Raw genomic sequence first — 23,505 nt, forward strand, 5'->3', positions numbered from 1 at the left:
ATGGCCGAAGATATTAACCGCGGGAACGGAAAAGAGGATGCCGCCACACGCTTTTTCGACGGGATGGTGTATGAGGATCAAAATCTTGGCGGAGCGCGGATGAGGGTCGGGTGGTATTTCAACCGATTGCGCAGCATGGAGTTGGCCGAGATATTGCATCGGTTGGACGAGCAGCGCCGGAGGACCGTTTCGCGCCGCCGCGACAACGGCTGGCAGCGCTATGCGTCGCCGCAGTTGCACCCGGTGCTGCACGGATTGCGGAATGCTGTGCCGGCCGCTGCGACACCAGCCCAGCGGCAAGCTATCGAGGCGGCTGCGCAAAACACTCTTCGGGGCCAGTTTTCAGCACTTGGGCAGACCTGGCCACAGCGAGACCCCTATACTCTCTTTCCACCCGAGCTCTGGCGCCTTGATCCGGTGACCGGCCGGCTTTGGCCAGGCCCCAAGACCCATACTTTCGATATCGATTTTCGCCATGCCACCGGCCGTGGCGATGTAAAATATGTCTGGGAAATCAACCGGCTGCAGCAACTGCCGCCACTGGCTGCCCATCTGCTTCTCACCGGCGATGATCAATCCCGTGCGGCCATCGAGGCGGCGATCGAGAGCTGGCATTTCGCCAACCCACCATTTCGGGGCGTTGGCTGGGCCTCGGGCATCGAGGTCGCGCTACGAGCCATCAGCCTGATTGTCACGCTCGACCTCGTCGGCGACCGGCTTGGCGCGGCGACGCGAGAAAAAGTCGGTGAAATACTGGCGGCAAGCGCCTATTGGCTGCCGCGGTTTCCCTCCCGTTTTTCGTCCGCCAACAACCATCTCGTCGCGGAATTGGCTGGCGAATATTTGATCGGTCTGGCTTTCGGGGCCGAGGTGGCTCGCGAGTCGCTCCTGGCTGAGGTGCTCAAACAGATCCTGGCCGATGGCGCCGGGGCCGAGCAGACCCCGACCTACGCCGCCTTCAGTGCCGAACTTTTCCTGCTGTGCGCTGCGGCGGCGCGCCAGGCCGGACTGCCTTTTCCCCAGCCCGTCGAAGCGCGTTTGGCCGCTTTCGCCAATTTCGCAGGCTGGCTCCCGCCGAAAACCAGCGGCTTCGGCGACAATGATGAAGGCCGCGTGATCACGCTGGGGGGCGAAACCGATTATGTCGGATCGGTCGCGGCCGCCATCCGTGGTTTTCTACGGATGCCGGGCAGCGCACCGGAGCCTGGCGATTTTCGTGCGCTTTTCTTCGGCGCGCCACCGCGGCCGGCGCCGGTGCCGAATGGATTGCATACATTCACGCAAGGCGGGCTCTCCGTCTGGCGCGGCGAGATGAATGGTCGCAACGTCCATCTGACATACGACCACGGCCCGCTGGGCTACCTTTCGATAGCGGCGCACGGTCATGCCGACGCGCTGTCGCTCACCCTGTGCATTGACGGCGATCCGGTGCTGGTCGACCCCGGCACATGGCTCTATGGTTCGGGGGGAGGCTGGCGCGACTGGTTCCGCTCGACACCGGCGCACAACACGCTGAACCTAGAGGGTAAAAGCCAAAGCATCATCTCCGGGGCGTTCAACTGGTCGCACAAGGCGGTTGCGACATTGGTGGAGAGCGAGCCGGGGCCGCACTGGAGGCTGTGTGCCCGACATGACGGGTACAAAGGCCGCTTCGGCGTTGTGCATCAACGCGCCGTGACACGCGATGGCGACGGCATCCTCGTGACCGACCAACTGCTCGGCGGCAGCCGCGTCGCTGAGATCGTCTTCCAACTCGCCGCCGACCTCCACGCCAACAGGGATGGAAACATTGTCACGATATTGCGCGGCGCTGAACCTTTGATGACTATCCACTTTCCAGACGCAGCGATCCACATCCGTTCCGGCGGCGACACACCGGGCCAGGGCGGCTGGGTTTCGCCGCGTTTTGGTGCAAGGCAGCCAGCCGAACGCCTCGCATGGCGTGGCCAAGTAGGCGAAAAGGGAGTAGTCATCCGGCTCGCGCCAAGTCCGCCGCAGACCCGATAACGGGCAGGTTGCAGGCGCAGCGTTCGACATTAATTACGTTCAGATATTTAGCGGTTTTGACACCGTTGATCTGCTAATTTGGCCATGATTGTTCTGCCAGTCGCATCCCGATACACAGTTGCGGGCAGCATATGATAGGCCTGGCAATATGTGCTTCGCGACGAGCCGGATCACCATTTCACCACCTAGGAGCCACTGCATCGATGTTTTCGGAATTCGCCAGAGTGATCGTGGAAAAACTCTCACACATCGATCTGCTGACACTCGGTCTCCTGTTGCTCACGGCGCTGGGGAGCGCGGTGGTCGCCTACTGGCGAACGGTCGAACAGAAATCCTTCCGGGACTTTTTCGACTTCGCCTTTCCCGCGGAAGTCATCATGCACCCATCGGCGCGAGCGGACGCATTGTTCTGGATCACGAAAAGGCTGGTGATGCCCTTCCTGCTCATTCCCGCCGGTGTCACCTTCGTTGCCGCCACGGGATATGCAACAAACCAGGCAGTCGGCTGGCTCTTCAGCATCTCGCAACCGCTGATACCCGGCCCCGCCGGCCCAGTGACGATCATCCTCTTCACCGCAACCATGCTCGTTGCTTACGATATCTCCTACTACCTATATCACGTTGCCCAGCACCGTTTCCCGTTCCTGTGGGAATTGCACAAGGTGCATCATTCGGCCGAAGTGATGGTTGGGATCACCAAGGACCGGGTTCACCCCCTGGACGATCTGATGAACCGGATCTGGGACGGCGTCATACCGGGGATCAGTTTCGGCTTGTGGAGCCTGATTGCGCTTGATCCGGTCGAGATCGCCATATTTGGCATCAACGTCTATGTCATTCGCAACATTCTCATGATGGACTTTGTTCGCCACACGCATCTGAAGATTTCCTTCGGCCGGTTGAACGGCGTCATCTTGTGTCCGCACTGGCACCAGGTGCATCACAGTGTCGACCCTCGCCACTACGACAAGAATTTCGGGCTGCTTTTTTCATTCTGGGATCGCATATTCGGAACGCAGTTCATCCCGGATCCGGACGAAGACCTCAAGTTTGGACTGATAGATCGCGACGTACGCGACTATCAGTCGCTTTTCGGACTTTACGTGCTGCCGCTCAAGAAAATGGCAAACCATATCATGCGACTTTTTCAAAAGCGCATCGATGTCGCGCAGCCGCAGGACCGTCTCCAACCATGAACAAAATGGCTTCGATTGACGCTGTTGGTGCGGAGCGACTGGAAATCGTCAGTTCGACGGATCGCCTGGCCGCCATCGAAGCCGAATGGGTAGACCTATGGCATCGTACCCATGCACTGATCTTTCAGAGCCATGCCTGGGTTTCGGCATGGTGGAGCACCGTGCGTGACCGCGACCGGCGCTCGCTGCGGATCGGCCTGGTATGGAGCGATGACAGGCTGGTCGCTGTCATTCCCCTGGCGATCGGCAGACGAAAAGGACTTCGGCTCCTCGAATGGGCCGCCAATAGCTATACGGACTATGGTGATATTCTTGTCGCGCCGGAATGCTCCCTATCGGCCCTCCAGAACCTCTGGAACCGGATCTGTTCGGCGGGTGGCTTCGATCTTGCTTTTATCAATCGTCTGTCGCCGGATGCGGCAGCCCGCAGGATTTTTACACCGGGCTCTTCCAGCGGCGTCAAGCTTCGCGCCAATCACCGGGAGGAAGTCAGTTATCGCGTCGCTGGACAGTGGGCCAGCGGAGCAGCATGGCTGGCGGACCAGCCGAAAAAGATGCGCCAGAACTATCGGCGCGGCATCAAGATACTGGAAGAAACAGGCGAAGTGAAATTCCGCCTCCTGTCGGCCGACGAGCCGCTGCAGCCATTGCTGGAGCGACTGTCGGCGCTGAAGCGCAGATGGCTGGAAAAGCACACGCGTGAATCCGACCTTTTCGAAGAGGGCGAGCCGGTTCTTGCCGCCCTGGTGGACGCGCTGTCACGCGCCGGTGTGCTGCGCATTTTCGTACTTGAATGCAATGGTGCGATGGTCGCGGTTTCCATCAACATCGTCCAGCACAACGTCATGATGGCATTCGTTACCACCTACGACCCTGACTTTAGCCGAGCGTCGCCGGGTGCGGTCCTGATTACGGAGTATATACAGTGGTCGTTTGATCACGGCTTGGGATTGGTCGATTTCCTCTGTGGCGGAGAGGCCTTCAAACATAGGTTTGCAACACAGGCCGTTACCCTCCAATCCGTTCTTGGGGCACGCACTGTGCAGGGCGCGCTCGCTTCTCTCGCTGATCGTATCTGTCAGACGATCCGCGTACGCTCACGCGGATTGGCGTCGGCGAATCCAGAGCGCCCGCCCGATGAGACTGCTTAATTTAGCTGGATAACTTGGGCATAAGCCGCCGAGCGTTGAGGGCTGGCGTGCGACATGGGCGCGCCATTCGAAAATCCGCGTCGATTGCGCCTCGGAATTGGGACCGAATGGGTCCGCAGGTGGAGACTTCAGCCAATTCCCGCAAATCACGTCTCTCGAGGCACAGTTTGTTGTCTGCGAAGCGTCGCAACACGTTCGTTGGCGTCACAACGGTAGCAGGCTAGGTCCTGAAAATCATTGAAGATTTTTTCGGACAGGGCGCCTACCATAGGTCGGCGTTTTTTCTATAATTTCAGTAGCTTAAGGTAGGCTGGTAGCGGGAGAGGGACTTGAACCCCCGACCCCAGGATTATGATTCCCGTGCTCTAACCAACTGAGCTACCCCGCCAGGGCGGCGAAAGGCCCGAAATCCGCCTTAAATCGAAAGGCATTTCGAGGCGTTCGCCAAGGTCGCGCGGATATAAGGTTGGGAGGGCGAGCCTGTCAAGCATCGATGCGCGAGGGCGCCGGCATATTGTCGCCGGTAAAAGCTTTGCCGGGCTGGCATCTCCGGTAAGCCACCGGGGTTGAGTTCGACGGGGCACGCCGCTATGTCTCGGCCAAGAAATTAGAGTTTGAAGCTGATGAAGCCGCGCATTGCAGTCCTCGGTTGCGGATACTGGGGCAGCAACCACATCCGCACCCTCAAGGCGCTCGGCGCGCTACATGCGGTTTCCGATGCCAATCGGGCGCGGGCCGAAGGCTTTGCCAGCGAGCAGGACTGCCTGGCGATCGAGCCCGACCAGCTGTTCGTGCGTGATGATATCGACGCCATCGTCATGGCGCTGCCGCCGCAATTCCATGCCGATCTTGCCGTGCGCGCCGCTGAGGCCGGCAAGGACGTGCTGGTGGAAAAGCCGATTGCGTTGACCGTGCCCGACGCCGAGCGCGCCGTGCAGGCGGCCAGGGACAACGGCCGCGTGTTCATGGTCGGCCATGTCTTGCGATTCCATCCCGCCTTCGAGACGCTGAAGGCGCTGATCGACAATGGCGAGCTCGGCGAGGTTCGCTACATCCACTCGCACCGGCTCGGCCTCGGCAAATTCCACACCGAGAACGACGCACTGTGGGATCTGGCGCCGCACGATCTGTCGATGATCCTGGCCATCACCGGCACCGAGCCGATCGACGTCAGGGGCGAGGGGGCCGCACTCCTCGACAATCTCAGCGATTTCGCGCATCTGCACATGCGTTTTCCCAATGGCTTGCGCAGCCATCTCTTCACCTCGCGGCTCAATCCCTATCGCGAGCGGCGGCTGACCGTGGTCGGCACCAAGGCAATGGCGGTGTTCGACGATGTCGAGCCATGGGAGCGCAAGCTGGCCGTCTACCGCCACGCGGTGTGGCAGGACAGCGGCCAGTGGGCCTTCACCACCAACGAGCCGTCCTATGTCGCGGTCGGCCAGGGCATGCCGCTGACGCGCGAGCTCGAGCACTTCATCCAGTGTATCGAGACGCGAGCCGAGCCGCGCACCAGCGGCGAGGAAGCCATCAGGGTGCTCCGCATCCTGACGGCGGGTACAGTCACGCACACAAAGTCCTGAGACCGTATCGAAACTCTGCCCTTAAGGCAGATCGAAACTAAAACTGTCTCCGAGAGGGGTAGTGTTTACTCTGCGGGAATCTGCGCCGGCCTGGCTGCGAGCCGGCTGAGCATGGCTTCGGCCTCGGCGCCGCGCTCGGAGCGCTCGATGAAGCCGCCGCCGAAGACGCGGGCTTCGTTGCCGTCGTCGGAATAGAGCACGCAGGCCTGTCCGGGCGCGATGCCGGACTCGCCGTCGACCAGTTCGACAAAGGTGCTGCCGGCGCGGTGATGCAGCACGGCCGGGCGCGGCGGCCGCGTCGAGCGGACCTTGGCGAACAGCTCCATGCCGGCGGCCGGAATGTCGGACAGCGCGCGATCGCCCAGCCAGTTCATGTTGCGCAGATAGATCTTGTGGGTCTCCAGCGCCTCGCGCGGGCCGACGATGACACGGGCCCGGTCGGCGTCGAGATGGACGACGTAAAGCGGCTCGCCCGAGGCGATGCCGATGCCGCGGCGCTGGCCGATCGTATAGCGCAGGATGCCGTCATGGCGACCGAGCACGCGGCCGTCGATATGGACGATGTCGCCTGGGTTGGCGGCAGCTGGCTTCAGCTTGGCGATGATGTCGGAATATTTGCCCTGCGGCACGAAGCAGATGTCCTGACTGTCCTGCTTGGCGGCAACGGTCAGCCCCATTTCTTCGGCGATGGCCCGCACCGCAGGCTTGGACAGCCCACCCAGCGGAAAGCGCAGATAGTCGATCTGCGCCTGCGTGGTGGCAAACAGGAAATAGCTCTGGTCGCGGTCGGCATCGACGGGCCGGAACAGCGCGCGGTGGGCGCCATTGGCCCCGGAGCGGATATAGTGGCCGGTGGCGAGCGCATCGGCGCCAAGGTCCTTGGCGGTGGCCAAAAGGTCGGCGAACTTCACCGTCTGATTGCAAGAGACGCACGGAATGGGCGTTTCGCCGGCGACGTAGCTTTCGGCAAACGGGTCGATGACCGCCTTACGGAAGCGCTCCTCATAGTCGAGCACGTAATGCGGAATGCCCAGTGTCTCGGAAACGCGGCGGGCATCGTCAATGTCCTGGCCGGCGCAGCACGACCCGGCCCGGTGCGTTGCGGCGCCATGGTCGTAGAGCTGCAGCGTGACGCCGACGACATCATAGCCTTCGCGCTTCAAAAGGCCGGCAACGACAGACGAATCCACACCGCCCGACATGGCGACGACGATGCGGGTGTTTTGCGGGCTGGCGGGAAGGTCGAGGCTGTTCATGGTTCTTTCGTTCTGCGCGGCGCTTCAATGGCAGTGGCGCGAATATAGGTCAACCACACCAGCGGCGCCAGCTTTGCGGCGGTGCCGATTTTGCGGGAAAATTGCGCGCCTGCCCGCCGTTGCCTCAAATGCCGACGAAAAGACTAACGCGGCGTTCATGATCCTTACCTACTCATTAGGGTTCGCTTAGGCAATTTTTAAAGCTGTGGCGGTAATGTGGTGGGGATTGGGTCTTTGAGTTTTTAGTAGAGAGTACGATGACCGATCTTGTTAGACCGCGAGTCAAATATGTTATTGGGCCTGACGGCAGCCCTCTTACGATTGCCGATCTTCCGCCGACGAATACACGTCGCTGGGTTATCCGGCGCAAGGCGGAAGTGGTTGCTGCGGTGCGCGGCGGGCTTTTGAGCCTCGACGAGGCATGCCAGCGCTACAAGCTGACCACCGAGGAATTCCTGTCCTGGCAAGCGTCGATCGACGAATACGGCCTTGCCGGGCTGCGCACGACGCGCATCCAGCAATACCGGCACTAGAGCCAGGACCACAACAGAAAAGGGCGCGGTAACCGCGCCCTTTTGCCTGTCGGTAATGCCTGCTTCAGACCGTCAGCACCACCTTGCCGATCGGCCTAGTGGCGAGAAAAGCGTGCGCGGCGCCCGCCTGTTCGAGCGGAAACGCCTTTGCCACATGGACCGCAAGCTTTCCCGCATCGACCAGTTTGCCAAGTTCGACGAGGCCTTCACGGTCGGGCACGACGGACATGCGCTCGACGCGGATCCCACGCGCAGCAGCCTTGGCTCGGGTGGTGTCGTGGATATTGAGCAGCGACACCAGGGCGCCACCGTCCTTCAGGACTGTCAGCGATTGGTCGGCATGGTCGCCGCCCATCGGCTCCAGCACCAAGTCGACGTCGCTGACCTCGGCGGTGAAATCTCGCTTGGTGTAGTCGACCACTTCATCGGCGCCGAGCGAGCGGACGAAATCGAGTTTCTTCGGGCTGGCGGTGGCGATGACATAAGCGCCGTGCGCCTTGGCGATCTGCACCGCCAGATGCCCGACGCCGCCGGCCGCAGCATGGATCAACACGCGCTGGCCGCGCTTCAGGCCGCCATGGCGGACAAGGCCTTGCCAGGCGGTCAGACCGGCCAGCGGCAGCGCGCCGGCATGATTGTGGTCAATGCCTTGCGGCTTCGGTGCGATTTCATCGGCCGGGGCCACAGCGAGCTCCGCATAGGCCGCGGCCTGCTTGGGAAAACGCGGCATGCCGAACACGGCGTCACCGACCCTGAGGCCGCCATCGACGCCTGGGCCTACCGCCTCGACCGTACCTGAAATATCCCAGCCCAAAGTGAAGGGCGGTTCGCCCAGCAATGGATAGTAGCCGGCGCGCACCGAGCCATCGACCGGATTGATGCCGGCAGCATGCACGCGCACGAGCACTTCGCCGGACTTGGGCGAGGGCGCGGGGCGATCGGCGATGACGAGGACGTCGGGTCCGCCGACTGAATTCTGGACAACGGCACGCATGGGAGGCTCCTGCTGGGGTTTCTGTGCCACTATCATTTGGATAGTAATATTCCCTTGTCCAGTATGTACCTTTTCCATATATAGGCACCTCATGGATAGTGATAATGATTGCGGCTCCGGCTATGACGCCTTCCAGCGGACGTGTCCTTCGCACGCCGTGCTCGAGATGCTGGCCAGCAAATGGGTCTATCTGACGGTTTGTGCGCTGCGCCGTGGCCAGATGCGCAACGGCGAACTGGCGCGTAAGCTCGAAGGCATCACGCCTAAAATGCTGACGCAGACGCTGCGCGTCCTCGAGCGCGACGGGCTTGTGCGGCGCGAAATCTTTCCGGTGATCCCGCCGCGGGTCGAATATGAATTGACCGAACTTGGCCAGAACCTGGCGGGGCTGCTCACCCAGATACGCTCCTGGTCGGAAGAGCATGTGCCTGACATCAAGCAAGCGCGGGCGAGGGCGGCGGCGAACCTGGAAAGGGATTTGGCACGGGCCTGAAGCTGCGGCCGCCTTACGGGCCGGATCAGCAGCGCCGGAGCCTTTTGGCGCGCTACACGCAAAGCAAAGCGCGGCGTCAGGCGGCGCCGGTCGGGTTAAAACCCTGCCGTCAGCCGATCATGGCGCTGCGACCGCCGAGTTCCGCGTCGCGGATCTTGGTGTCGCGCGATTCCAGCATCTCGGCCTTGGAAAGCTCCGCTTCAGCTTCGCCGAGTAATGATTCGGCAGCACTTCGCTGCTGGGCGAGGTCGCTTTGAGAGTTTCTGAGGTTATCACGGCGCAGACGCGCCGCCTTGGCGAAGGTCGGATAGGCAAAATGATTGATGTCGGTGATGCCGGCCTTCTTCTCCTCGGCGGTGATCTGAAGCTCCAGTTCAACGGCCATGCGCTCGAACTCGGCGATCATCATGTCGAGCTGCAGCAGCTGCCGCCGCTTCTCATTCACCTGAAATTGCTTCAGCCGAACGAGGTTTTCACGTGACTTCATGATTCGGTACTCCCGGAAACGCACACCTGCACATATCGTCCAATCCGCCCGCCAGGGCCTGGCGCCGCCCGTATCCACCGGCATTCCCCGAACTATGGGAAACAAATCCCTAAAGTTTTTTGCCGGCGGTAACCATTCGTTTACGCGCATTGTTAATCATAAGGGCGAGGACTTAAGGCCGGGTAAAAATTCCGGCTCCCGATACGGAAGCCGGCCAGCGAGTCCCTTGAGTCACTTAGTCCGACTTATTAATGTGTAGCATTAGCGATTTGGTTCTGTGATTCATCATTAGATTCAAGAGGGTGTAGAAAGGGGTTAAAAAATCTGGTACCGTCCTTGGTGCGGAATTAGGTTTTGTTAACCATTCGATGGCAGCCTCTGTTCAGGCAATCACTGCTCCGGTCCCGGATGGGTCGTGACATGGTCCGGCGGCAGAAAAGGGGAATGAAATGCGCGTTCTGCTGATAGAAGACGACAGTGCAACCGCTCAGAGCATCGAGCTGATGCTCAAATCTGAAAGTTTTAATGTTTACACGACCGACCTCGGCGAAGAAGGTGTCGATCTCGGTAAACTTTATGATTACGATATCATTCTTCTCGACCTCAACCTTCCCGATATGTCCGGCTACGAAGTCTTGCGGACACTTCGCCTGTCCAAGGTGAAGACGCCGATCCTGATCCTGTCCGGCATGGCCGGTATAGAGGACAAGGTGCGCGGCCTGGGCTTCGGCGCCGACGACTATATGACCAAGCCGTTCCACAAGGACGAACTGGTCGCCCGCATTCATGCCATCGTGCGCCGTTCCAAGGGCCATGCCCAGTCGGTCATCACCACCGGCGACCTGGTGGTCAATCTCGACGCCAAGACCGTCGAAGTCGGCGGCCAGCGCGTGCATCTGACCGGCAAGGAATACCAGATGCTGGAGTTGCTCTCGCTGCGCAAGGGCACCACGCTGACCAAGGAAATGTTCCTCAACCACCTTTATGGCGGCATGGACGAACCGGAACTGAAGATCATCGACGTCTTCATTTGCAAGCTGCGCAAGAAGCTCGACGCAGCATCCGGTGGGCAGAACTACATCGAGACGGTCTGGGGTCGCGGCTATGTGCTGCGCGAGCCGGAAGACATCCGCGTCAGCGCCTGAGCGAACACCATCCGATTGAATTTAATGAGAAAACCCGGCTCAGGCCGGGTTTTTTGCTGTCCTTCTTGGCCGAGGACGTGCCGAGTCAGGCGGCAACCTTCAAGGTACGAAAACGTTCGAGCAGTTGCGGCCGGTTGAACGGCTTCAACAGATAACCCTGGGCGCCGGCGCGCTTTGCCTTCATGATCGAGGCAACATCGACCTCGACCAGTGAGATCAGAATCTGCGGTTTGATCGTGCTCTCCATGGCGCGAACCTGGCGAATGACGTCGACCGCTTGCATGTCCGGCAGGGCGCCGTCGACGACAATCACATCAGGCATCTCGGCAGCGCACATCTCGACAGCATCAAGTCCAGTTGCCGCTTCGATCACCACCATGTCGGAGCCGCCAAGAATCCGTTTTGCAACCTTTCTGATGACGCTCGAATCGTCGACAAACATGCAGCGCTTCATTTCCGGGTCCTCTTTGCCATGGTGCGAACCGGCGGCATCCGGGTATCGGGATGCACACTAGGCCAATCTGGTAAAGAAGCAGAAAAGCCGTTAGGTAAAGTTTTTACAAACATGTCGTTTGCAGCCCCATTCTGCAGGGGCGTTGCCGGCGATGAAACTTGCCTGTTCTGAATTGCCGCAAATATCAGCGGGAAAAGATACTTGATTGTTCTTGATGCTCGGCGTCCTGCCGAACGGCTTCGCTCAGGCCGCGGACAGCACGATCTCTTCGGCGGTCGCGTGAATCGAGATCGTCATGTTGGCCTCACGCGCCAGCAGCAGCGTGTAGTAGGGCTGGACGGTATGGGCGTCGATAGGCTCCTCGGGCTTGTTGCCGGAATGGAGTTCGAGGAATTTCGGCGGCACGCGCAGCATCGGGCCGCTTGCGGCAAGCGCAAAGCGCGGCTCGGTGTCGAGGTTTTCCAGCGTGACCACCAATCTGCCGCCGCGCGGGATGGCAGCATTGGCGACGAGCAGCAAATTGAGCAGCAACTTGACCTTGTTCTTGGGCAGCAGGGCGCGAACCCCGTTCCAGATCAATTCCGGCTTCTCGTTCTTCAGGAAGGCGATGGCGACGGACTCGGCATCGCCGGTGTCGATCATCATGCCGGCCGAACCGGCGGCGCCGAAGGCGATGCGAGCGAATTGCAGGCGGGCCGAAGCGTTTCTGGCGCTCTGCCGGATCAGTTTCATGGCGTCTTCGTCGGCGCCGCCCTCGTCCAGGAGTTCAAGGCCGTTGTTGATGGCGCCGACCGGCGAAATGATGTCGTGGCAGACTCGGCTGCACAACAAGGCTGCGAGATCGGGTGCGGAGAGAGAGAAAAGCTCAGCCATCGGCGAAAAATCCCTGCTAAAATTCACATCCTGGTGGCCGCGCGACCGACTGCCACGCTCACCACCCGAATCACGCTCTCTCCCCAGGCATTCTGAATACACAGCGCCCGAGCGTGCAGCAACAATCCACAATTCTCGTGAGAAAAAACGGCATCTTTGCACAGGATGGGAGCCCGCGCAGACAGTCAGAAACAGCCTTCGAACCGCCATGTTCATGTGGGAGGTTAATGGTTGAAAAAGGATTACGGCATAGTTTGCCCGTAACAGTCATCCTTAACGGCCGCCTAAAGAGCCGGACGGGGTGCGAGGCGTCGGCGAAAGTGCTCCCTGACGGAGATTGGAAGCATGGTTTCCCGATTCTACGACCGGACGTTTGTCCGCGTCTTCTTCATGGCGATTGCCCTCATGGGCGCTCTCGCTTTCTCAACCTCTGCGTCGCGGGCACAGGAATACACCGCTCAGGAGATCGTCGATTCCGGTCACAAGTTCTTCGGCGCGACGTCGGGCGGTCTCGCCACCGTCGTCGAGAAGATTTTTGCCTCCTACGGCCTGCCCAATGGCTATCTGCTCGGCGAAGAGGGCTCCGGCGCGCTGATCGGCGGCCTTACCTATGGCGAAGGTACGCTCTACACCAAGAATGCCGGCGACCATAAGGTGTTCTGGCAAGGGCCTTCGCTCGGCTGGGATTTCGGCGGCGAGGGATCGCGGGTGATGATGCTCGTCTATAACCTCGACGACGTCAGCAATCTCTACAATCGGTTCGGCGGCGTTGCCGGTTCGGCCTATGTCGTGGCCGGCGTCGGCTTCAACGTGCTGCAGAACAACAGGGTGCTGCTGGTGCCGATCCGCACCGGCGTCGGCGCGCGGCTTGGCGTCAATCTCGGCTATCTGAAGCTGACGCAGAGGCCGACCTGGAATCCTTTCTGAGCGATTCCGACCACACTTCGACCCGATCAACAGATTCTGACCCGGTGCAGCTGCGGCAAACCCTTGCCGCAGCGCTGGATTTGCGTCATGCGAACATGGCAAAGTCCAGACTTGGCGGTTGCCGGATAGCGGCCCGCCCGTAACGGGTAGTCACCTTGGTTCAGTCGATCCTGTTCTTCGCCCTCGGCTTTCTGTGCGCAGGCTTTCTGGCGCTGCTGGTCGCGCCGGCCATCTGGCGGCGGGCGGTCGCGCTGACACGCAAGCGTGTCGAGGCGTCGGTGCCCCGAACGCTGGCCGAGATCCAGGCCGACAAGGACAGCTTGCGGGCCGAGTTCGCCATGACGACGCGCCGGCTCGAAATCAGCATCAAGACGCTGCGTGAGCAGGCGAATGAGCAACTCGTCGAAATCAATCGCGGCCGCGAGGCGCTGAAGGGCCTGGCGGTCGAGCGCAAAGACAAGAAGCAGGCGCTTTCGGAGCTCGGGGAAAAAAACGAATTGCTGCTGCATCGCGAGCAGCAGATACAACAGCTGTCGGACAGGCTTGCACAAACAGAGCGCATGATGGAAAAGCGCGCGCTCGAGCTGGAAAAGCTCGAGCATATGTACGACGACGCGTCCTTCTCCTCCAGCAATCGTCAGATCGAACTGGTGGCTCGCGAATCCGAGCTGGAAAAACTTGCCAACGACATTTCAGTGCTGCGCGGCCAGCGCAAGGAGGCCGACAGGCGCCATCAGGAAGTCGTCGCCGAGGCCAAGGCCACGCGCGATGCCTTGAAGGCCGAAAAGAAAAGAACCGCTGATCTCGACAGAAAGCTCGAGCGTCTGCTCGCCACGCTTGCCGATCGCGAGGACAAGCTCGATCGCCGCGAAAAGGAACTGGCCCGGCTTCGCGAACGGGTGAAGGGCGAGGCTGCGGGAGGCGCCGCGGCTGCTGGCCTAGTTGGTGCGCAAGACAGCGCCCGCGCCAGGAACGAGGACATCGACAAGACGCTCGCCAAGCTCGAAGGCGACCGAGAGCGGCTCGAAGCCAGGCTGACGACGCTGGCCCGCGAAAACAAGCGGATGAAGGCGGAGCTTGGCGGTTCTGGATCCGCGAAGCCCGGGAATGGCCCCGGCAATGGCAATGATGCCGGTTCTGCCTTGCGCGAACAGATGAACAATCTGGCGGCTGAGGTCGTCCATTTGACGGCCAAGCTCGAAGGACCCGGTTCACCGATCGCCAAGGCGCTGGCGGCGCCGCAGGAAACGCGGTCGGGAACCACCAGCCTCGCCGATCGCGTGCGGGCGTTGCAGAAGGCAGATTTGCCGAGCTGAGTTTCAAGCCCCGGCTTGGAATTGCCTGACTACGCCTATCAGGGCGAAAAATGGTGCAGCGCAATGGCTGACGCGGCAGCGACATTCAGGCTGTCGAACCCTTCCGACATCGCGATCCGCACCGTCCGCAGGCGGGCAAGCAGGCTCTCCGGGAGGCCCTCGCCTTCGGTGCCGAGATAGAGCGCCAGTCGTTTCGGTCGCGCGGCATCACGAATGTCAGCCTCACCACGCGGCGACAAAGCGACCTGGCCGAAGCCCAACTCGCCGAGCTTCGCGATGAAAGCTTCAGTGTCGCCGAAGGACGCAAAGGGCACCTTCAACGCGGCGCCGACGGAGACGCGGATCGCCTTGCGATACAGTGGGTCGCAACAGGTGGCGTCGACGAAGACGGCATCGGCGCCGAAGGCGGCGGCATTGCGGAAGATCGATCCGATATTGTCATGGTTGGCGATGCCGATGAGAACGACGATCAACGCTTCGGCAGGCAAGGTGTCGAGCAAGGCCTCGGCGGGCTGTGGCGTGCCCTTGCTGCCGATCGCCAATATACCGCGATGCATGTGGAAGCCGGCGATCCTGTCCATGACGGCGCTTGCCGCAACGTAGACCGGCAGGTCGGCAGGGGCCTTGCGCAGGATGTCGTGGAGCCCGGCCAGCCGGTTTTCGAGGACCAGGACCGACTCCGCAGCAAAGCGTCCGGCTGACAGCAGGACGTCCAGCACCACCTTGCCTTCGGCAACGAACCGGCCATGGCGGCCGGTGAGATCGCGCTCGCGGATGTCGAGATAGGCGGCGACCCGCGGATCGCGCGCGTCGTCGATCTGGATCGGATCCATCAATACCTCGGCCGGCGAAAAATCGTCAGCGAGGTAAGGAGCGATCGGAGCCGCCAGTCAAGCCCTGCAGGTCAAGTCCCGGCGCGGCGCAGACGCGTTGCCATCTGGGACAAGTCGCCTATCCCGAAAATGCCGTCCAGCATGCGCAACAGTTCGCGCACCGCTTCGGACTTGCAGGAATAGTAGATCATCTGCCGGTCGCGGCGGGTCTCGACAAGATCGAGCGCCCTGAGCTTGGCCAGATGTTGCGACAAAGCGGACTGGCTGAGCATCACCTTTTCGGCGATGGCGCCGACCGACATTTCACCGTCGGCCAGATAGCTCATGATCAAGAGCCGCTTTTCGTTGCCCATAAGGGTCAGAAATGTCGCCGCCGATTCGGCATTGGCGATTAGTTTGGTCGAGACCATCGATGCCCCATGTTTTCCTGCTCATCCAAACGCTATGGGGGCAAATAGCGTTGGCTGCTATAATTCAGCTATGGATCACGCTGCTGATTCAGCGTCGCCTGAATCGTAGATGATTTCGCCCAAATCTCAAGACGTGCTTTTGATTCATGACGATTATCCTTGCGTAGCTGGCGCACGACCGGCTTTGGCCATGTCGACCAGAACCGGCCGCAGGTCGCGCGCGGTCTTCAATGGCTGCGGAAAATAGACCCTGCAAACGGTGTCGCCCGATGCCAGGTCCATGCCATCGGCATCGAAGCCGGTCATGGTCCAACCATCACCTTCAACCCTGGCGAAATGATGGGCATAGACGGCGATGGCGTCGAGATGGTCGGCATTCATGTGGTCGAGAGCGGATTGTTCGCTGGCGGCCAGCTCGTCGACGATCAACCCCTCGGTGATGAGATCGGCACGGTCGAGCAGGTAGGCCTTGCCGAAGCCGCCATTCAGCCTGGCGCGCTCCGGCTCGAGGCGAAAGATCGAGAAATCGCCGAGCCCGGCATAGAGCTTTGCCTTGGGATTGCGGTTGAGATAGCGCCGCTCGGCGCGGGCATGCGCGCTCGACCCGCGTTCCAGCGGCTGCGCCCGGCAGACCAGCGTTATCCTGGGATGCGCCAGCGGATCGCCCTTGCCGGGTTCGCCGACAAGCAGCGAGCAGCGCGGCTCGGCAAGGATGGCGCCGGTATGGGCTGACAGCGCCGAGACAAGGATCAGAGGCGTGCCATCGATGTCGGTGGCGACTCCGACCCTGGAGGCCAGCGGTGCGCCGGTCGACGGCTCGATCACCGCGAAGGCGCCGAACCGGGCGCTGCGGATCAGCGTTGCGGCCAGCCTGATCGCCTCGGCGTCCGTCGCGCGTATGACGTCCTTCTTCGGCTGGTCCAAAATGCTCACCAGGTAAGTTGATTTTCTAAATCCAGTTATTGGCCAATCATGCCGGCTTTGACAAGCGCTTTGATCTCGGCTGTCGAAAAGCCGAAGCGCGCCAGCACAGTCTGGGGCAGCTGATCGTCATCTTCAGGCATGCCGGCAAGCGCCGGCTGCGAGGCCGAGAAGCGTGGCGCGGGCGCGGGGCGCTCGAGCGCACCGGCTTTCACAAATGCGTGACGCGCCCGGTTGTGCGGATGATCCCTGGCTTCGGCCAGCGACAGAACCGGCGCCACGCAGGCGTCGCTTGCGGCAAACAGCGCGTCCCAGTCGTCGCGTGTCTTCTGCCGGAACCTGTCGGCAATGGCCGCGCGCATGTCCGGCCACAACGCCTTGTCGTATTGGCCGCGGACAAAATCCTCGCCGAGCGGCAGCAGCCTTGCGAAGGCGGCGAAGAAGCGCGGCTCAAGGCAACCGACCGCAACGTGGCGTGCATCCGCCGTCTCATAGCTATCGTAGAAGGGCGCACCGGAATCGAGCAGGTTGGCGCCGCGCCGGTCACTCCACAGACCTGCCGACATGAAGGCGTGTATGGGAGCCGCCAGCATCGAAGCGCCCTCGACCATCGCCGCGTCGATCACCTGGCCTTTGCCGGAGCGCGAGCGCTCGAACAGCGCTGCAAGCACCCCGGCGATCAGCATCATGGCGCCGCCGCCATTGTCGGCGATCAGATTCAGCGGCGGCACCGGCCGGCCTTCCTCCCGGCCGATGGCATGCAACACACCGGAATAGGCGAGGTAGGTGATGTCGTGGCCGGCGCGACCTGCGAGCGGCCCGTCCTGGCCGAAGCCGGTCATGCGGCCGTAAATCAGCGCCGGATTGCGCGCCAATGCAGCATCCGGGCCGAGACCGAGCCGCTCCATCACACCGGGGCGAAAGCCTTCGACAAACAGATCGGCCTTTTCGACAAGGTGCAGCAGCAGTTCCGTGCCTTTTGCCTGCTTGAGGTCGACGCGCAGGATGGAGCGGCCGTGACGGTCGAGATTGTACGCATCGGAGAGCGGCAGCAGGGGTTGGTCCGAACCGGTGCGCTCGATGCGCAGCACCTCGGCGCCCATGTCCGACAGCATCAGCCCCGCCAGCGGCACCGGGCCAAGCCCAGCCATCTCGATGACTTTCAGGCCGGCCAGCGGACCGGTCTTCACTGCGCCGGCCGCCATGGCCGTCTATTTCGGCGCCATGCGGATTGCCCCATCGAGGCGGATGGTTTCGCCGTTCAGCATCTGGTTTTCGACGATATGCAGGGCGAGCGCGGCATATTCGGACGGCTCGCCGAGGCGGGACGGGAAGGGCACGGCCGCGCCGAGCGAATCCTGCACCTCCTGCGGCATGCCGGCCATCATTGGCGTCTTGAAGATGCCGGGCGCGATGGTGCAGACGCGAATGCCGGAGCGCGCCAGGTCGCGGGCAACCGGCAGCGTCATGCCGACGACGCCGCCCTTGGATGCGGCATAGGCGGCCTGGCCGATCTGGCCATCATAAGCGGCCACCGACGCGGTGTTGACGATGACGCCGCGCTCGCCGCCCTGCAGCGGTTCGAGTTTGGCGGCACGGTCGGCGACGAGGCGGATCATGTTGAAGGTGCCGATCAAATTGATCTCGATCACCTTGCGGTACTGGTCGAGCGGATGTGGACCATCCTTGCCGATCGTCTTCACGCCGATGGCAATGCCCGCGCAATTGACCAGGATGCGCGCTGGCCCAAGTCTCTTTTCCACCTCGGTGACCGCGGCCGCACCGCTGTCGGCGCTGCTCACATCGCACTGGATGGCGGCGCCGCCAATGTCGCCCGCCACCTTCGATGCCCGGTCGATGCCGATATCGAAAATGGCGACGCGCGCGCCCTTGTCGGCCAGCGCGCGGGCGGTTGCCTCGCCGAGGCCGGAGCCGCCGCCGGTTACGATCGCAATCTGGCCGTTCGGGTTCATGCTGCATGCTCCGTGCTGTTCCGGGTCATGCTACGGAGGTCGCCGCCATGGTGCAACCTGACCAATGGGGATCCATCGCGACCGGTGCCGTGACCGATCCTGGAGCTCAGGCCATCACTGGTGCCTGCTCCGCGATCCTGGCAAGGCTGGCATGGCCGACCTCGCCGGAGAGCCGCGCCACGGCACCGGGCACGATCTCGTGCGACAGCAGCCGGTCGAGGTCGACCGGGCGCGGCATGGAGATCTGGCCGCGGGGGATCTTTCTGAAGCCGAGCGGGCCGTAATAAGGCTCGTCGCCGACAAGGATCACCGCCGGCGCGCCGGCCTTGGCGGCCGCCTCCAGCGCGATCGCCACGAGCCGGCGGCCGATGCCGAGATTTTTGAAGGCGGGCCGCACGGCAAGCGGCCCGAGCATCAGCGCGCGGCCGGCGCCGGCGGCGATGCGGGTCATGCGCACCGAAGCAATGACGATGTCGCCATCCATGGCGACAAAGGACAGCGAGCGCTCGTGGCCGCCGGTCTCGCGGATCTTGTAGGCGGCCAGCACGAAACGGCCGGGGCCAAAGGCTTCGTCGTTGATGGCTTCGATTTCGGGATCATGCGCCGGAGTTTCCGGCAGGTATTTCACGTCGGCAAGGCTCATGGTCTTCGCGGTCCGATAAAGAGGAAAGGTTGCTGCAAGCGGCAGCGTTCGCCAGTCAGCGCTTTCTAAGCGCGGGCGCCCTTTCGTCGTCGGTCAAACCGGATCAAGCCAAGATCGAACATGCGGAGTGTCCGCTAGCATCAATTTCCGGCGGCTGCAATCGGCTGTTTTCATCCGGCGTTTCATACGAGTGACGCTCTGTTCAGCAGATGACGGCTTCGGCATTGCCGCCTTGCGACTACATTGGCCAAGGCACGCAAGGAGATTTCGTATGGGATTGCTGGTCGAAGGCAAATGGCAGGGCCGTCCGGCCAATGTCGATAGCAGCGGCAGGTTCATCCGCGCCGAGACGCAGTGGCGTGACTGGATCACGCGCGACGGCGCGCCGGCGCAAGGTCGTACGCGCGGCTTCAAGGCCGAGCCCGGACGCTACCATCTTTATGTCTCGCTCGCCTGTCCGTGGGCGCACCGCACGCTGATCTTTCGCGCGCTGAAGAAGCTAGAAGACATCATCCCGGTTTCAGTCGTGCATCATTTCCTCGGTGCTGAGGGCTGGACGTTTTTGGCCGAGGATGGCGCCACCGGCGACACGCTCTACGGCCTCGACTTCCTGCACCAAATCTACACCAAGGCCGATCCAGCCTATTCGGGCCGGGTTTCGGTGCCGGTGCTGTGGGACAAGAAGGAAGAGACCATCGTCTCCAATGAATCCGCCGAAATCATCCGCATGCTCAATTCGGCCTTCGACGAGTGGGGCGATGCCGCTCTCGATTCCTATCCGCCAGGCCTGCGCGGCGAGATCGACAAGGTCAATGCGCTGGTCTTTCCAGCCGTCAACAACGGCGTCTACCGTGCCGGCTTTGCCACCACGCAAGCGGCCTATGAAGAGGCGTTCGGCGAGCTGTTCGCGGCGCTCGACACGCTGGAGGGCCGACTGTCAAAACAGCGCTATCTCACTGGCGAGCGTGTCACCGAGGCCGATTGGCGGCTGTTCACCACGCTGGTGCGTTTCGACCCGGTCTATTTCGGCCATTTCAAATGCAATCTGCGCCGTATAGCCGACTATCCGAACCTTTCGAACTATCTGCGTGACCTCTACCAGGTGCCTGGTATCGCCGGCACGGTGAACCTGCACCACATCAAAATGCACTATTACGGCAGCCACGAGAGCATCAACCCGACGCGCATCGTGCCGGTCGGGCCTGGGCTCGACTATGGCGCGCCGCACGACCGGGCGCGGTTCAGGCAGGCGGCGTGAGCATCGGATTGACAGCCTACCAGTACGGCGATACCGGCTGGCCTTCAAAAACCTCGGCAAGCCGCCGCAGCGTCGCCGGCGTCGTGCCATGCGGCAAGCGGTCGAGCGGAAAGAAGCCTGCTTCGGCGATCTCGTGGTCCGGCAGTTTCGGCGCGGTCTGGTTGAAGGTTTCGATGAGATAGAGGCCGACATGGTCGCGGCGGCTGGAGCGGCGGTTGAAATGCATCGATTTCAGCACCGGCTGGGCTGTCAGCGCGATGTTGCCTTCCTCGGCCAGTTCGCGCACCAGCGCCTCACCGAGCGTCTCGCCGACTTCGACGCCCCCGCCCGGCAATTGCCAGCCGGGAACGTAGGTGTGGCGGATGAGGAAGACAGTGTTCGAGGCGCGATCGTGGATCAGGCCGCGCACGCCCAGCGTCATCGGCCGCCGCAGCAGGAAATAGAGATGGAACAGCCTTGCCCTGAGGCCTGCCCAACCGGTCTGGCGAAACGCCTGCTCCGGGTCCGATATAGCCATGACTAGCGAAACCGTGGATGGGCAGGAAACAGTGAGTGGAAAGCGGGGAACGCGTCGCCTATGAAGGAAGGATGTTCAGGCTCGCGCATATTTCCGATGTCCATCTGGGGCCGCTTCCCGGTGTAACCTATCGCGAACTCGCGTCCAAGCGCGTCGTCGGCTACGTCAACTGGCAGCGCAACCGCCGCCGCCATATGCACGATGCCGTCATCGACACCATCGTCGCCGACATGAAGGCGAGCACACCCGACCACCTCACCGTTACCGGCGATCTGGTCAATCTGGCGCTCGACGGCGAGATCGAGATGGCCAAGCACTGGCTTGAGACGCTGGGTTCGCCGGAGGATGTCTCGGTGGTGCCGGGCAACCACGACGCCTATGTGCCGGGCGCCTTCGACAAGGTCTGCCGCTCCTGGGCGGCGTGGATGAGCGGCGACGGCGTGACTGCGCCGATCGACCGCAACGCTTTTCCCTATCTGCGCGTACGCGGCAATGTCGCGCTGATCGGCGTTTCGACGGCGCGCGCCACGGCGCCGTTCATGGCCAACGGCTTCTTCCTCGAAGGTCAGGCGCAAAGGCTGGCGACAGTGCTCGACGCAACGAACAAACGCGGCCTGTTGCGGGTGATCATGATCCATCATCCGCCGGTGCGCGGCGCCGTCGCCCAGCAAAAGCGCCTGTTCGGCATCTCCCGCTTCCACAAGACCGTTCATAGGCATGGCGCCGAACTTGTGCTGCACGGCCATTCGCATCTGCCGTCGCTGTTCTTCATCGGCGGGCGCGGCGCCAGGATTCCGGTCGTCGGCGTCGCCGCCGCCGGGCAGTCGCCAGGCAGCAAGAACCCGGCGGCACAGTACAATCTGCTCGATATTGACGGGGAGAAGGGCAATTGGCTGATTCGCCTGACGCGGCGCGGCCTGACCGGGCCGGCCTTGCCGCCATCGGACCTGCAGGTCATTGAACTCGGCGCGCAGACACCGAGGCCTTCAGATCGTTGATCAGAAGCTGATCTTCATCGCCATCAGGCGATCCCAAAACAGCGCGGCCGCCACCGCCAGGCCAACAAGCGCGCCGGCGGCGACGAAGCCCAGGCCTGCAAAGAAGGTTGACCAGCTCTTGCCTGGCGCGGCTGCTTGCAAGGGCGGCTCCGCTTCGACCACCGCAGGGCGTTTCAGGTCGGCGACGGCCGGCTCGACACCGCCCTCCATCATGCGCTGGCGCTCGACGATACGCTCCGCCACATAGCGCGTGACCTGATCGGCGACCGGTTTCATATCGGTCGATTCGGCGAGCACGACGCGGCCGATGCGGGTATCCCTGAGAAAGCGGTAGGTGCGGCGGTCGCGCCCCATGGCGACATGGCTGACGGCGTCGATCCACAGGCGGGGCTGCAGGCCGGAGGAGACGACGAAGTCGAAATTGTCCATGTCAGCGGGCACGTCGGCAAAGACCGGGGCGAGCTCGGCCGCGAGCAGATCAAGCCGCATCCGGTGCGCCTCGCGCATGTCGACCACGACATCGTCGCGATCGGCGAAGGCATTTTTCACATCGCGAACGGCGTCGGACAGTTTGCGGGAGGTGTCGATGGGGGTGATGTTTTCGCCAGTGTCCTTCATCGGCGTCGCCTCGCTGATATGGTTAATTGCGAGTTAACACAGGCGGCGGCAAAATGCACTGGCGAGATGCGGGGCGCAAGTAAGTTAGCTCGCCGCGGCCTCGAATGTCGGACGCAGGCGCCTGCCGCGGCGTGCCATGTTTCGGCGCACGGCCTGGGCGACCACATCAGGCACTTCCTCGACCAGCATATGGCCGGCATCGAGCACGTGATGAATATGAAAATGCGCCGGCAGACAATCAGCCTGGGTAAAGGGCAGCACCGGATCGTCCGTTCCCCAAACCACCATCACCGGCATGTCGAGGGTGTCCAGCTGTTCGCGGGGTATGACCCCCTGCCGCTCGTTCCTGGTCATGACGGCCGATATCTCAATCAGCTTGCGCAACTGGCCGGGCGACGGCGTAGGTCCGCCAGGACGCCAACGATGCGTTCGGGCGGCGGGCTTCGCGGTCCCGACATGGCGGCAAGGCAGGCGCGGATTTCCCGTCTGTCGGCGGCCGCGGCGTAGCGGCGCAACAGCGGTCCGTTGATCTCGGGGCCAACACCGCCCGGCGCCAGAAGCGTCAGCGAGCCTATCCTTTCAGGCTCGGCAAGCGCCATCAGGGAGGCGACCGCGCCGCCCATCGAATGACCGGCGACATGCACCCTTGCTATCCCGCGTGCGGCGATATCGGCGAGAACCGCTCGCGCCGCTGTTTTGGCCGGGCCGCTGCCAGGAAATTCGAGAGACAGTCCGTGTCCCGGAAGATCGTAGGCCAAGGTCCTGACATCGGGCCCTAGCGACGCGGTCACCTCGCGCCAGATATCATGGCAACCACCGAAGCCATGCAGCAGGACGACCGTCTTCGGCCCGGCGCCCCGCTCGGCAACATAGAGGGATGAGACCATGAAAATGTGCGATTATTGCAAGACTGGAGAGG

At 62.1% G+C, this 23,505-nt stretch carries 24 protein-coding genes, 1 tRNA gene and 1 pseudogene; 11 read left to right on the top strand and 15 right to left on the bottom strand.

Annotated features, from left to right (window positions below):
• The 3 genes from NKK50_RS08435 (at position 1) to NKK50_RS08445 (ending at position 4,354) form a co-directional block, all read left to right on the top strand.
• Entirely contained in the window at positions 1 to 2,007 is a 2,007-nt protein-coding gene (locus NKK50_RS08435; protein ID WP_023671805.1) for a heparinase II/III family protein, read from the top strand.
• Positions 2,008 to 2,210: 203 nt separating this feature from the next.
• The gene (locus NKK50_RS08440) at positions 2,211 to 3,203 is read left to right on the top strand and encodes a sterol desaturase family protein (protein ID WP_023686296.1); all 993 of its coding nucleotides are present in this window, start codon (positions 2,211 to 2,213) and stop codon (positions 3,201 to 3,203) included.
• Positions 3,200 to 4,354: a GNAT family N-acetyltransferase gene (locus tag NKK50_RS08445; protein ID WP_023696861.1), complete on the top strand. Its 1,155-nt coding sequence runs from the start codon at positions 3,200 to 3,202 to the stop codon at positions 4,352 to 4,354. The genes NKK50_RS08440 and NKK50_RS08445 overlap by 4 nt, the downstream gene beginning before the upstream one ends.
• Before the next feature lie 311 nt (positions 4,355 to 4,665).
• On the opposite strand, the gene NKK50_RS08450 is transcribed toward NKK50_RS08445, so the two are convergent.
• Positions 4,666 to 4,742, bottom strand: a tRNA-Met gene (locus tag NKK50_RS08450).
• A gap of 235 nt (positions 4,743 to 4,977) precedes the next feature.
• Here NKK50_RS08450 and NKK50_RS08455 point away from each other — a divergent pair.
• On the top strand, positions 4,978 to 5,937 hold the full coding sequence (locus NKK50_RS08455) for a Gfo/Idh/MocA family protein (protein ID WP_023699712.1): 960 nt from the start codon (positions 4,978 to 4,980) through the stop codon (positions 5,935 to 5,937).
• Between the two features lie 65 nt (positions 5,938 to 6,002).
• Here the strand turns inward: NKK50_RS08455 and mnmA are convergent, their stop codons facing one another.
• Positions 6,003 to 7,193, bottom strand: coding sequence for a tRNA 2-thiouridine(34) synthase MnmA (gene mnmA / locus NKK50_RS08460; protein WP_023683624.1), 1,191 nt, complete (start codon positions 7,191 to 7,193; stop codon positions 6,003 to 6,005).
• Positions 7,194 to 7,450: 257 nt separating this feature from the next.
• On the opposite strand from mnmA, the gene sciP reads away from it, so the two are divergent.
• Positions 7,451 to 7,726, top strand: coding sequence for a CtrA inhibitor SciP (sciP, locus tag NKK50_RS08465; RefSeq protein ID WP_013529904.1), 276 nt, complete (start codon positions 7,451 to 7,453; stop codon positions 7,724 to 7,726).
• 64 nt (positions 7,727 to 7,790) lie between these two features.
• Here the strand turns inward: sciP and NKK50_RS08470 are convergent, their stop codons facing one another.
• A complete protein-coding gene (locus NKK50_RS08470) occupies positions 7,791 to 8,720 on the bottom strand; it encodes an NADP-dependent oxidoreductase (RefSeq protein WP_023699711.1) in 930 nt (309 codons plus the stop codon).
• A gap of 91 nt (positions 8,721 to 8,811) precedes the next feature.
• On the opposite strand from NKK50_RS08470, the gene NKK50_RS08475 reads away from it, so the two are divergent.
• Entirely contained in the window at positions 8,812 to 9,213 is a 402-nt protein-coding gene (locus NKK50_RS08475; protein ID WP_023699710.1) for a winged helix-turn-helix transcriptional regulator, read from the top strand.
• A gap of 109 nt (positions 9,214 to 9,322) precedes the next feature.
• On the opposite strand, the gene NKK50_RS08480 is transcribed toward NKK50_RS08475, so the two are convergent.
• A complete protein-coding gene (locus NKK50_RS08480) occupies positions 9,323 to 9,700 on the bottom strand; it encodes a flagellar export protein FliJ (protein WP_023669945.1) in 378 nt (125 codons plus the stop codon).
• A 449-nt stretch (positions 9,701 to 10,149) separates the two neighbouring features.
• On the opposite strand from NKK50_RS08480, the gene ctrA reads away from it, so the two are divergent.
• Complete coding sequence (gene ctrA, locus NKK50_RS08485; RefSeq protein ID WP_006203583.1) at positions 10,150 to 10,845, top strand: response regulator transcription factor CtrA; 696 nt, start codon at positions 10,150 to 10,152, stop codon at positions 10,843 to 10,845.
• Positions 10,846 to 10,930: 85 nt separating this feature from the next.
• Here ctrA and NKK50_RS08490 read toward each other — a convergent pair whose 3' ends face one another.
• Positions 10,931 to 11,299 carry a response regulator transcription factor gene (locus tag NKK50_RS08490; RefSeq protein ID WP_023669946.1) on the bottom strand — a complete coding sequence of 123 codons (369 nt, stop codon included), beginning with the start codon at positions 11,297 to 11,299 and terminating at the stop codon, positions 10,931 to 10,933.
• A 243-nt stretch (positions 11,300 to 11,542) separates the two neighbouring features.
• Positions 11,543 to 12,172: a histidine phosphotransferase ChpT gene (gene chpT, locus NKK50_RS08495; RefSeq protein WP_023669947.1), complete on the bottom strand. Its 630-nt coding sequence runs from the start codon at positions 12,170 to 12,172 to the stop codon at positions 11,543 to 11,545.
• Between the two features lie 390 nt (positions 12,173 to 12,562).
• On the opposite strand from chpT, the gene NKK50_RS08500 reads away from it, so the two are divergent.
• Positions 12,563 to 13,099 (top strand): DUF1134 domain-containing protein, encoded by a 537-nt coding sequence (locus NKK50_RS08500; protein WP_245259859.1) that lies wholly within the window; start codon positions 12,563 to 12,565, stop codon positions 13,097 to 13,099.
• 155 nt (positions 13,100 to 13,254) lie between these two features.
• Complete coding sequence (locus NKK50_RS08505) at positions 13,255 to 14,415, top strand: coiled-coil domain-containing protein (protein ID WP_023737769.1); 1,161 nt, start codon at positions 13,255 to 13,257, stop codon at positions 14,413 to 14,415.
• Between the two features lie 38 nt (positions 14,416 to 14,453).
• Here the strand turns inward: NKK50_RS08505 and NKK50_RS08510 are convergent, their stop codons facing one another.
• From NKK50_RS08510 to NKK50_RS08535, 6 genes are all read right to left on the bottom strand, one after another.
• Positions 14,454 to 15,248 (bottom strand): TrmH family RNA methyltransferase, encoded by a 795-nt coding sequence (locus NKK50_RS08510; RefSeq protein WP_023737770.1) that lies wholly within the window; start codon positions 15,246 to 15,248, stop codon positions 14,454 to 14,456.
• Positions 15,249 to 15,319: 71 nt separating this feature from the next.
• On the bottom strand, positions 15,320 to 15,658 hold the full coding sequence (locus NKK50_RS08515; RefSeq protein ID WP_023669951.1) for an ArsR/SmtB family transcription factor: 339 nt from the start codon (positions 15,656 to 15,658) through the stop codon (positions 15,320 to 15,322).
• 153 nt (positions 15,659 to 15,811) lie between these two features.
• Positions 15,812 to 16,582, bottom strand: coding sequence for a HugZ family pyridoxamine 5'-phosphate oxidase (locus NKK50_RS08520; protein ID WP_023705952.1), 771 nt, complete (start codon positions 16,580 to 16,582; stop codon positions 15,812 to 15,814).
• 35 nt (positions 16,583 to 16,617) lie between these two features.
• Positions 16,618 to 17,784 (bottom strand): CaiB/BaiF CoA transferase family protein, encoded by a 1,167-nt coding sequence (locus tag NKK50_RS08525; protein ID WP_023705951.1) that lies wholly within the window; start codon positions 17,782 to 17,784, stop codon positions 16,618 to 16,620.
• 6 nt (positions 17,785 to 17,790) lie between these two features.
• Positions 17,791 to 18,552, bottom strand: a complete 762-nt coding sequence (locus tag NKK50_RS08530) for a 3-hydroxyacyl-CoA dehydrogenase (RefSeq protein WP_023705950.1) — start codon at positions 18,550 to 18,552, stop codon at positions 17,791 to 17,793.
• Between the two features lie 106 nt (positions 18,553 to 18,658).
• The gene (locus NKK50_RS08535) at positions 18,659 to 19,195 is read right to left on the bottom strand and encodes a GNAT family N-acetyltransferase (protein WP_023669955.1); all 537 of its coding nucleotides are present in this window, start codon (positions 19,193 to 19,195) and stop codon (positions 18,659 to 18,661) included.
• A 271-nt stretch (positions 19,196 to 19,466) separates the two neighbouring features.
• Here NKK50_RS08535 and NKK50_RS08540 point away from each other — a divergent pair, with 271 nt between their 5' ends.
• Positions 19,467 to 20,453, top strand: a complete 987-nt coding sequence (locus tag NKK50_RS08540; protein WP_023705949.1) for a glutathione S-transferase family protein — start codon at positions 19,467 to 19,469, stop codon at positions 20,451 to 20,453.
• Positions 20,454 to 20,469: 16 nt separating this feature from the next.
• Here the strand turns inward: NKK50_RS08540 and NKK50_RS08545 are convergent, their stop codons facing one another.
• Positions 20,470 to 20,970 (bottom strand): NUDIX domain-containing protein, encoded by a 501-nt coding sequence (locus NKK50_RS08545; RefSeq protein ID WP_031195895.1) that lies wholly within the window; start codon positions 20,968 to 20,970, stop codon positions 20,470 to 20,472.
• A 71-nt stretch (positions 20,971 to 21,041) separates the two neighbouring features.
• On the opposite strand from NKK50_RS08545, the gene NKK50_RS08550 reads away from it, so the two are divergent.
• A complete protein-coding gene (locus NKK50_RS08550; protein ID WP_023695843.1) occupies positions 21,042 to 21,968 on the top strand; it encodes a metallophosphoesterase family protein in 927 nt (308 codons plus the stop codon).
• Here the strand turns inward: NKK50_RS08550 and NKK50_RS08555 are convergent, their stop codons facing one another.
• On the bottom strand, positions 21,969 to 22,586 hold the full coding sequence (locus NKK50_RS08555; RefSeq protein WP_023686189.1) for a hypothetical protein: 618 nt from the start codon (positions 22,584 to 22,586) through the stop codon (positions 21,969 to 21,971).
• Between the two features lie 84 nt (positions 22,587 to 22,670).
• Positions 22,671 to 23,473: pseudogene (locus NKK50_RS08560) on the bottom strand (alpha/beta fold hydrolase).
• Positions 23,474 to 23,505: the final 32 nt, after the last annotated feature.

The sequence above is a fragment of the Mesorhizobium sp. M0001 genome, from assembly GCF_040324255.1.
GTDB lineage: Bacteria > Pseudomonadota > Alphaproteobacteria > Rhizobiales > Rhizobiaceae > Mesorhizobium.

Coding starts and splice junctions, on each gene's coding strand:
- sciP (WP_013529904.1), top strand. CDS start 7,451: ATGACCGATCTTGTTAGACCGCGAGTCAAATATGTTATTGGGCCTGAC.
- NKK50_RS08535 (WP_023669955.1), bottom strand. CDS start 19,195: ATGAGCCTTGCCGACGTGAAATACCTGCCGGAAACTCCGGCGCATGAT.
- NKK50_RS08435 (WP_023671805.1), top strand. CDS start 1: ATGGCCGAAGATATTAACCGCGGGAACGGAAAAGAGGATGCCGCCACA.
- ctrA (WP_006203583.1), top strand. CDS start 10,150: ATGCGCGTTCTGCTGATAGAAGACGACAGTGCAACCGCTCAGAGCATC.
- NKK50_RS08540 (WP_023705949.1), top strand. CDS start 19,467: ATGGGATTGCTGGTCGAAGGCAAATGGCAGGGCCGTCCGGCCAATGTC.
- NKK50_RS08480 (WP_023669945.1), bottom strand. CDS start 9,700: ATGAAGTCACGTGAAAACCTCGTTCGGCTGAAGCAATTTCAGGTGAAT.
- NKK50_RS08515 (WP_023669951.1), bottom strand. CDS start 15,658: ATGGTCTCGACCAAACTAATCGCCAATGCCGAATCGGCGGCGACATTT.
- NKK50_RS08530 (WP_023705950.1), bottom strand. CDS start 18,552: ATGAACCCGAACGGCCAGATTGCGATCGTAACCGGCGGCGGCTCCGGC.
- NKK50_RS08475 (WP_023699710.1), top strand. CDS start 8,812: ATGGATAGTGATAATGATTGCGGCTCCGGCTATGACGCCTTCCAGCGG.
- NKK50_RS08445 (WP_023696861.1), top strand. CDS start 3,200: ATGAACAAAATGGCTTCGATTGACGCTGTTGGTGCGGAGCGACTGGAA.
- NKK50_RS08490 (WP_023669946.1), bottom strand. CDS start 11,299: ATGAAGCGCTGCATGTTTGTCGACGATTCGAGCGTCATCAGAAAGGTT.
- NKK50_RS08455 (WP_023699712.1), top strand. CDS start 4,978: ATGAAGCCGCGCATTGCAGTCCTCGGTTGCGGATACTGGGGCAGCAAC.
- chpT (WP_023669947.1), bottom strand. CDS start 12,172: ATGGCTGAGCTTTTCTCTCTCTCCGCACCCGATCTCGCAGCCTTGTTG.
- NKK50_RS08525 (WP_023705951.1), bottom strand. CDS start 17,784: ATGGCGGCCGGCGCAGTGAAGACCGGTCCGCTGGCCGGCCTGAAAGTC.
- NKK50_RS08440 (WP_023686296.1), top strand. CDS start 2,211: ATGTTTTCGGAATTCGCCAGAGTGATCGTGGAAAAACTCTCACACATC.
- NKK50_RS08470 (WP_023699711.1), bottom strand. CDS start 8,720: ATGCGTGCCGTTGTCCAGAATTCAGTCGGCGGACCCGACGTCCTCGTC.
- NKK50_RS08555 (WP_023686189.1), bottom strand. CDS start 22,586: ATGAAGGACACTGGCGAAAACATCACCCCCATCGACACCTCCCGCAAA.
- NKK50_RS08500 (WP_245259859.1), top strand. CDS start 12,563: ATGGCGATTGCCCTCATGGGCGCTCTCGCTTTCTCAACCTCTGCGTCG.
- NKK50_RS08545 (WP_031195895.1), bottom strand. CDS start 20,970: ATGGCTATATCGGACCCGGAGCAGGCGTTTCGCCAGACCGGTTGGGCA.
- NKK50_RS08510 (WP_023737770.1), bottom strand. CDS start 15,248: ATGGATCCGATCCAGATCGACGACGCGCGCGATCCGCGGGTCGCCGCC.
- mnmA (WP_023683624.1), bottom strand. CDS start 7,193: ATGAACAGCCTCGACCTTCCCGCCAGCCCGCAAAACACCCGCATCGTC.
- NKK50_RS08550 (WP_023695843.1), top strand. CDS start 21,042: ATGTTCAGGCTCGCGCATATTTCCGATGTCCATCTGGGGCCGCTTCCC.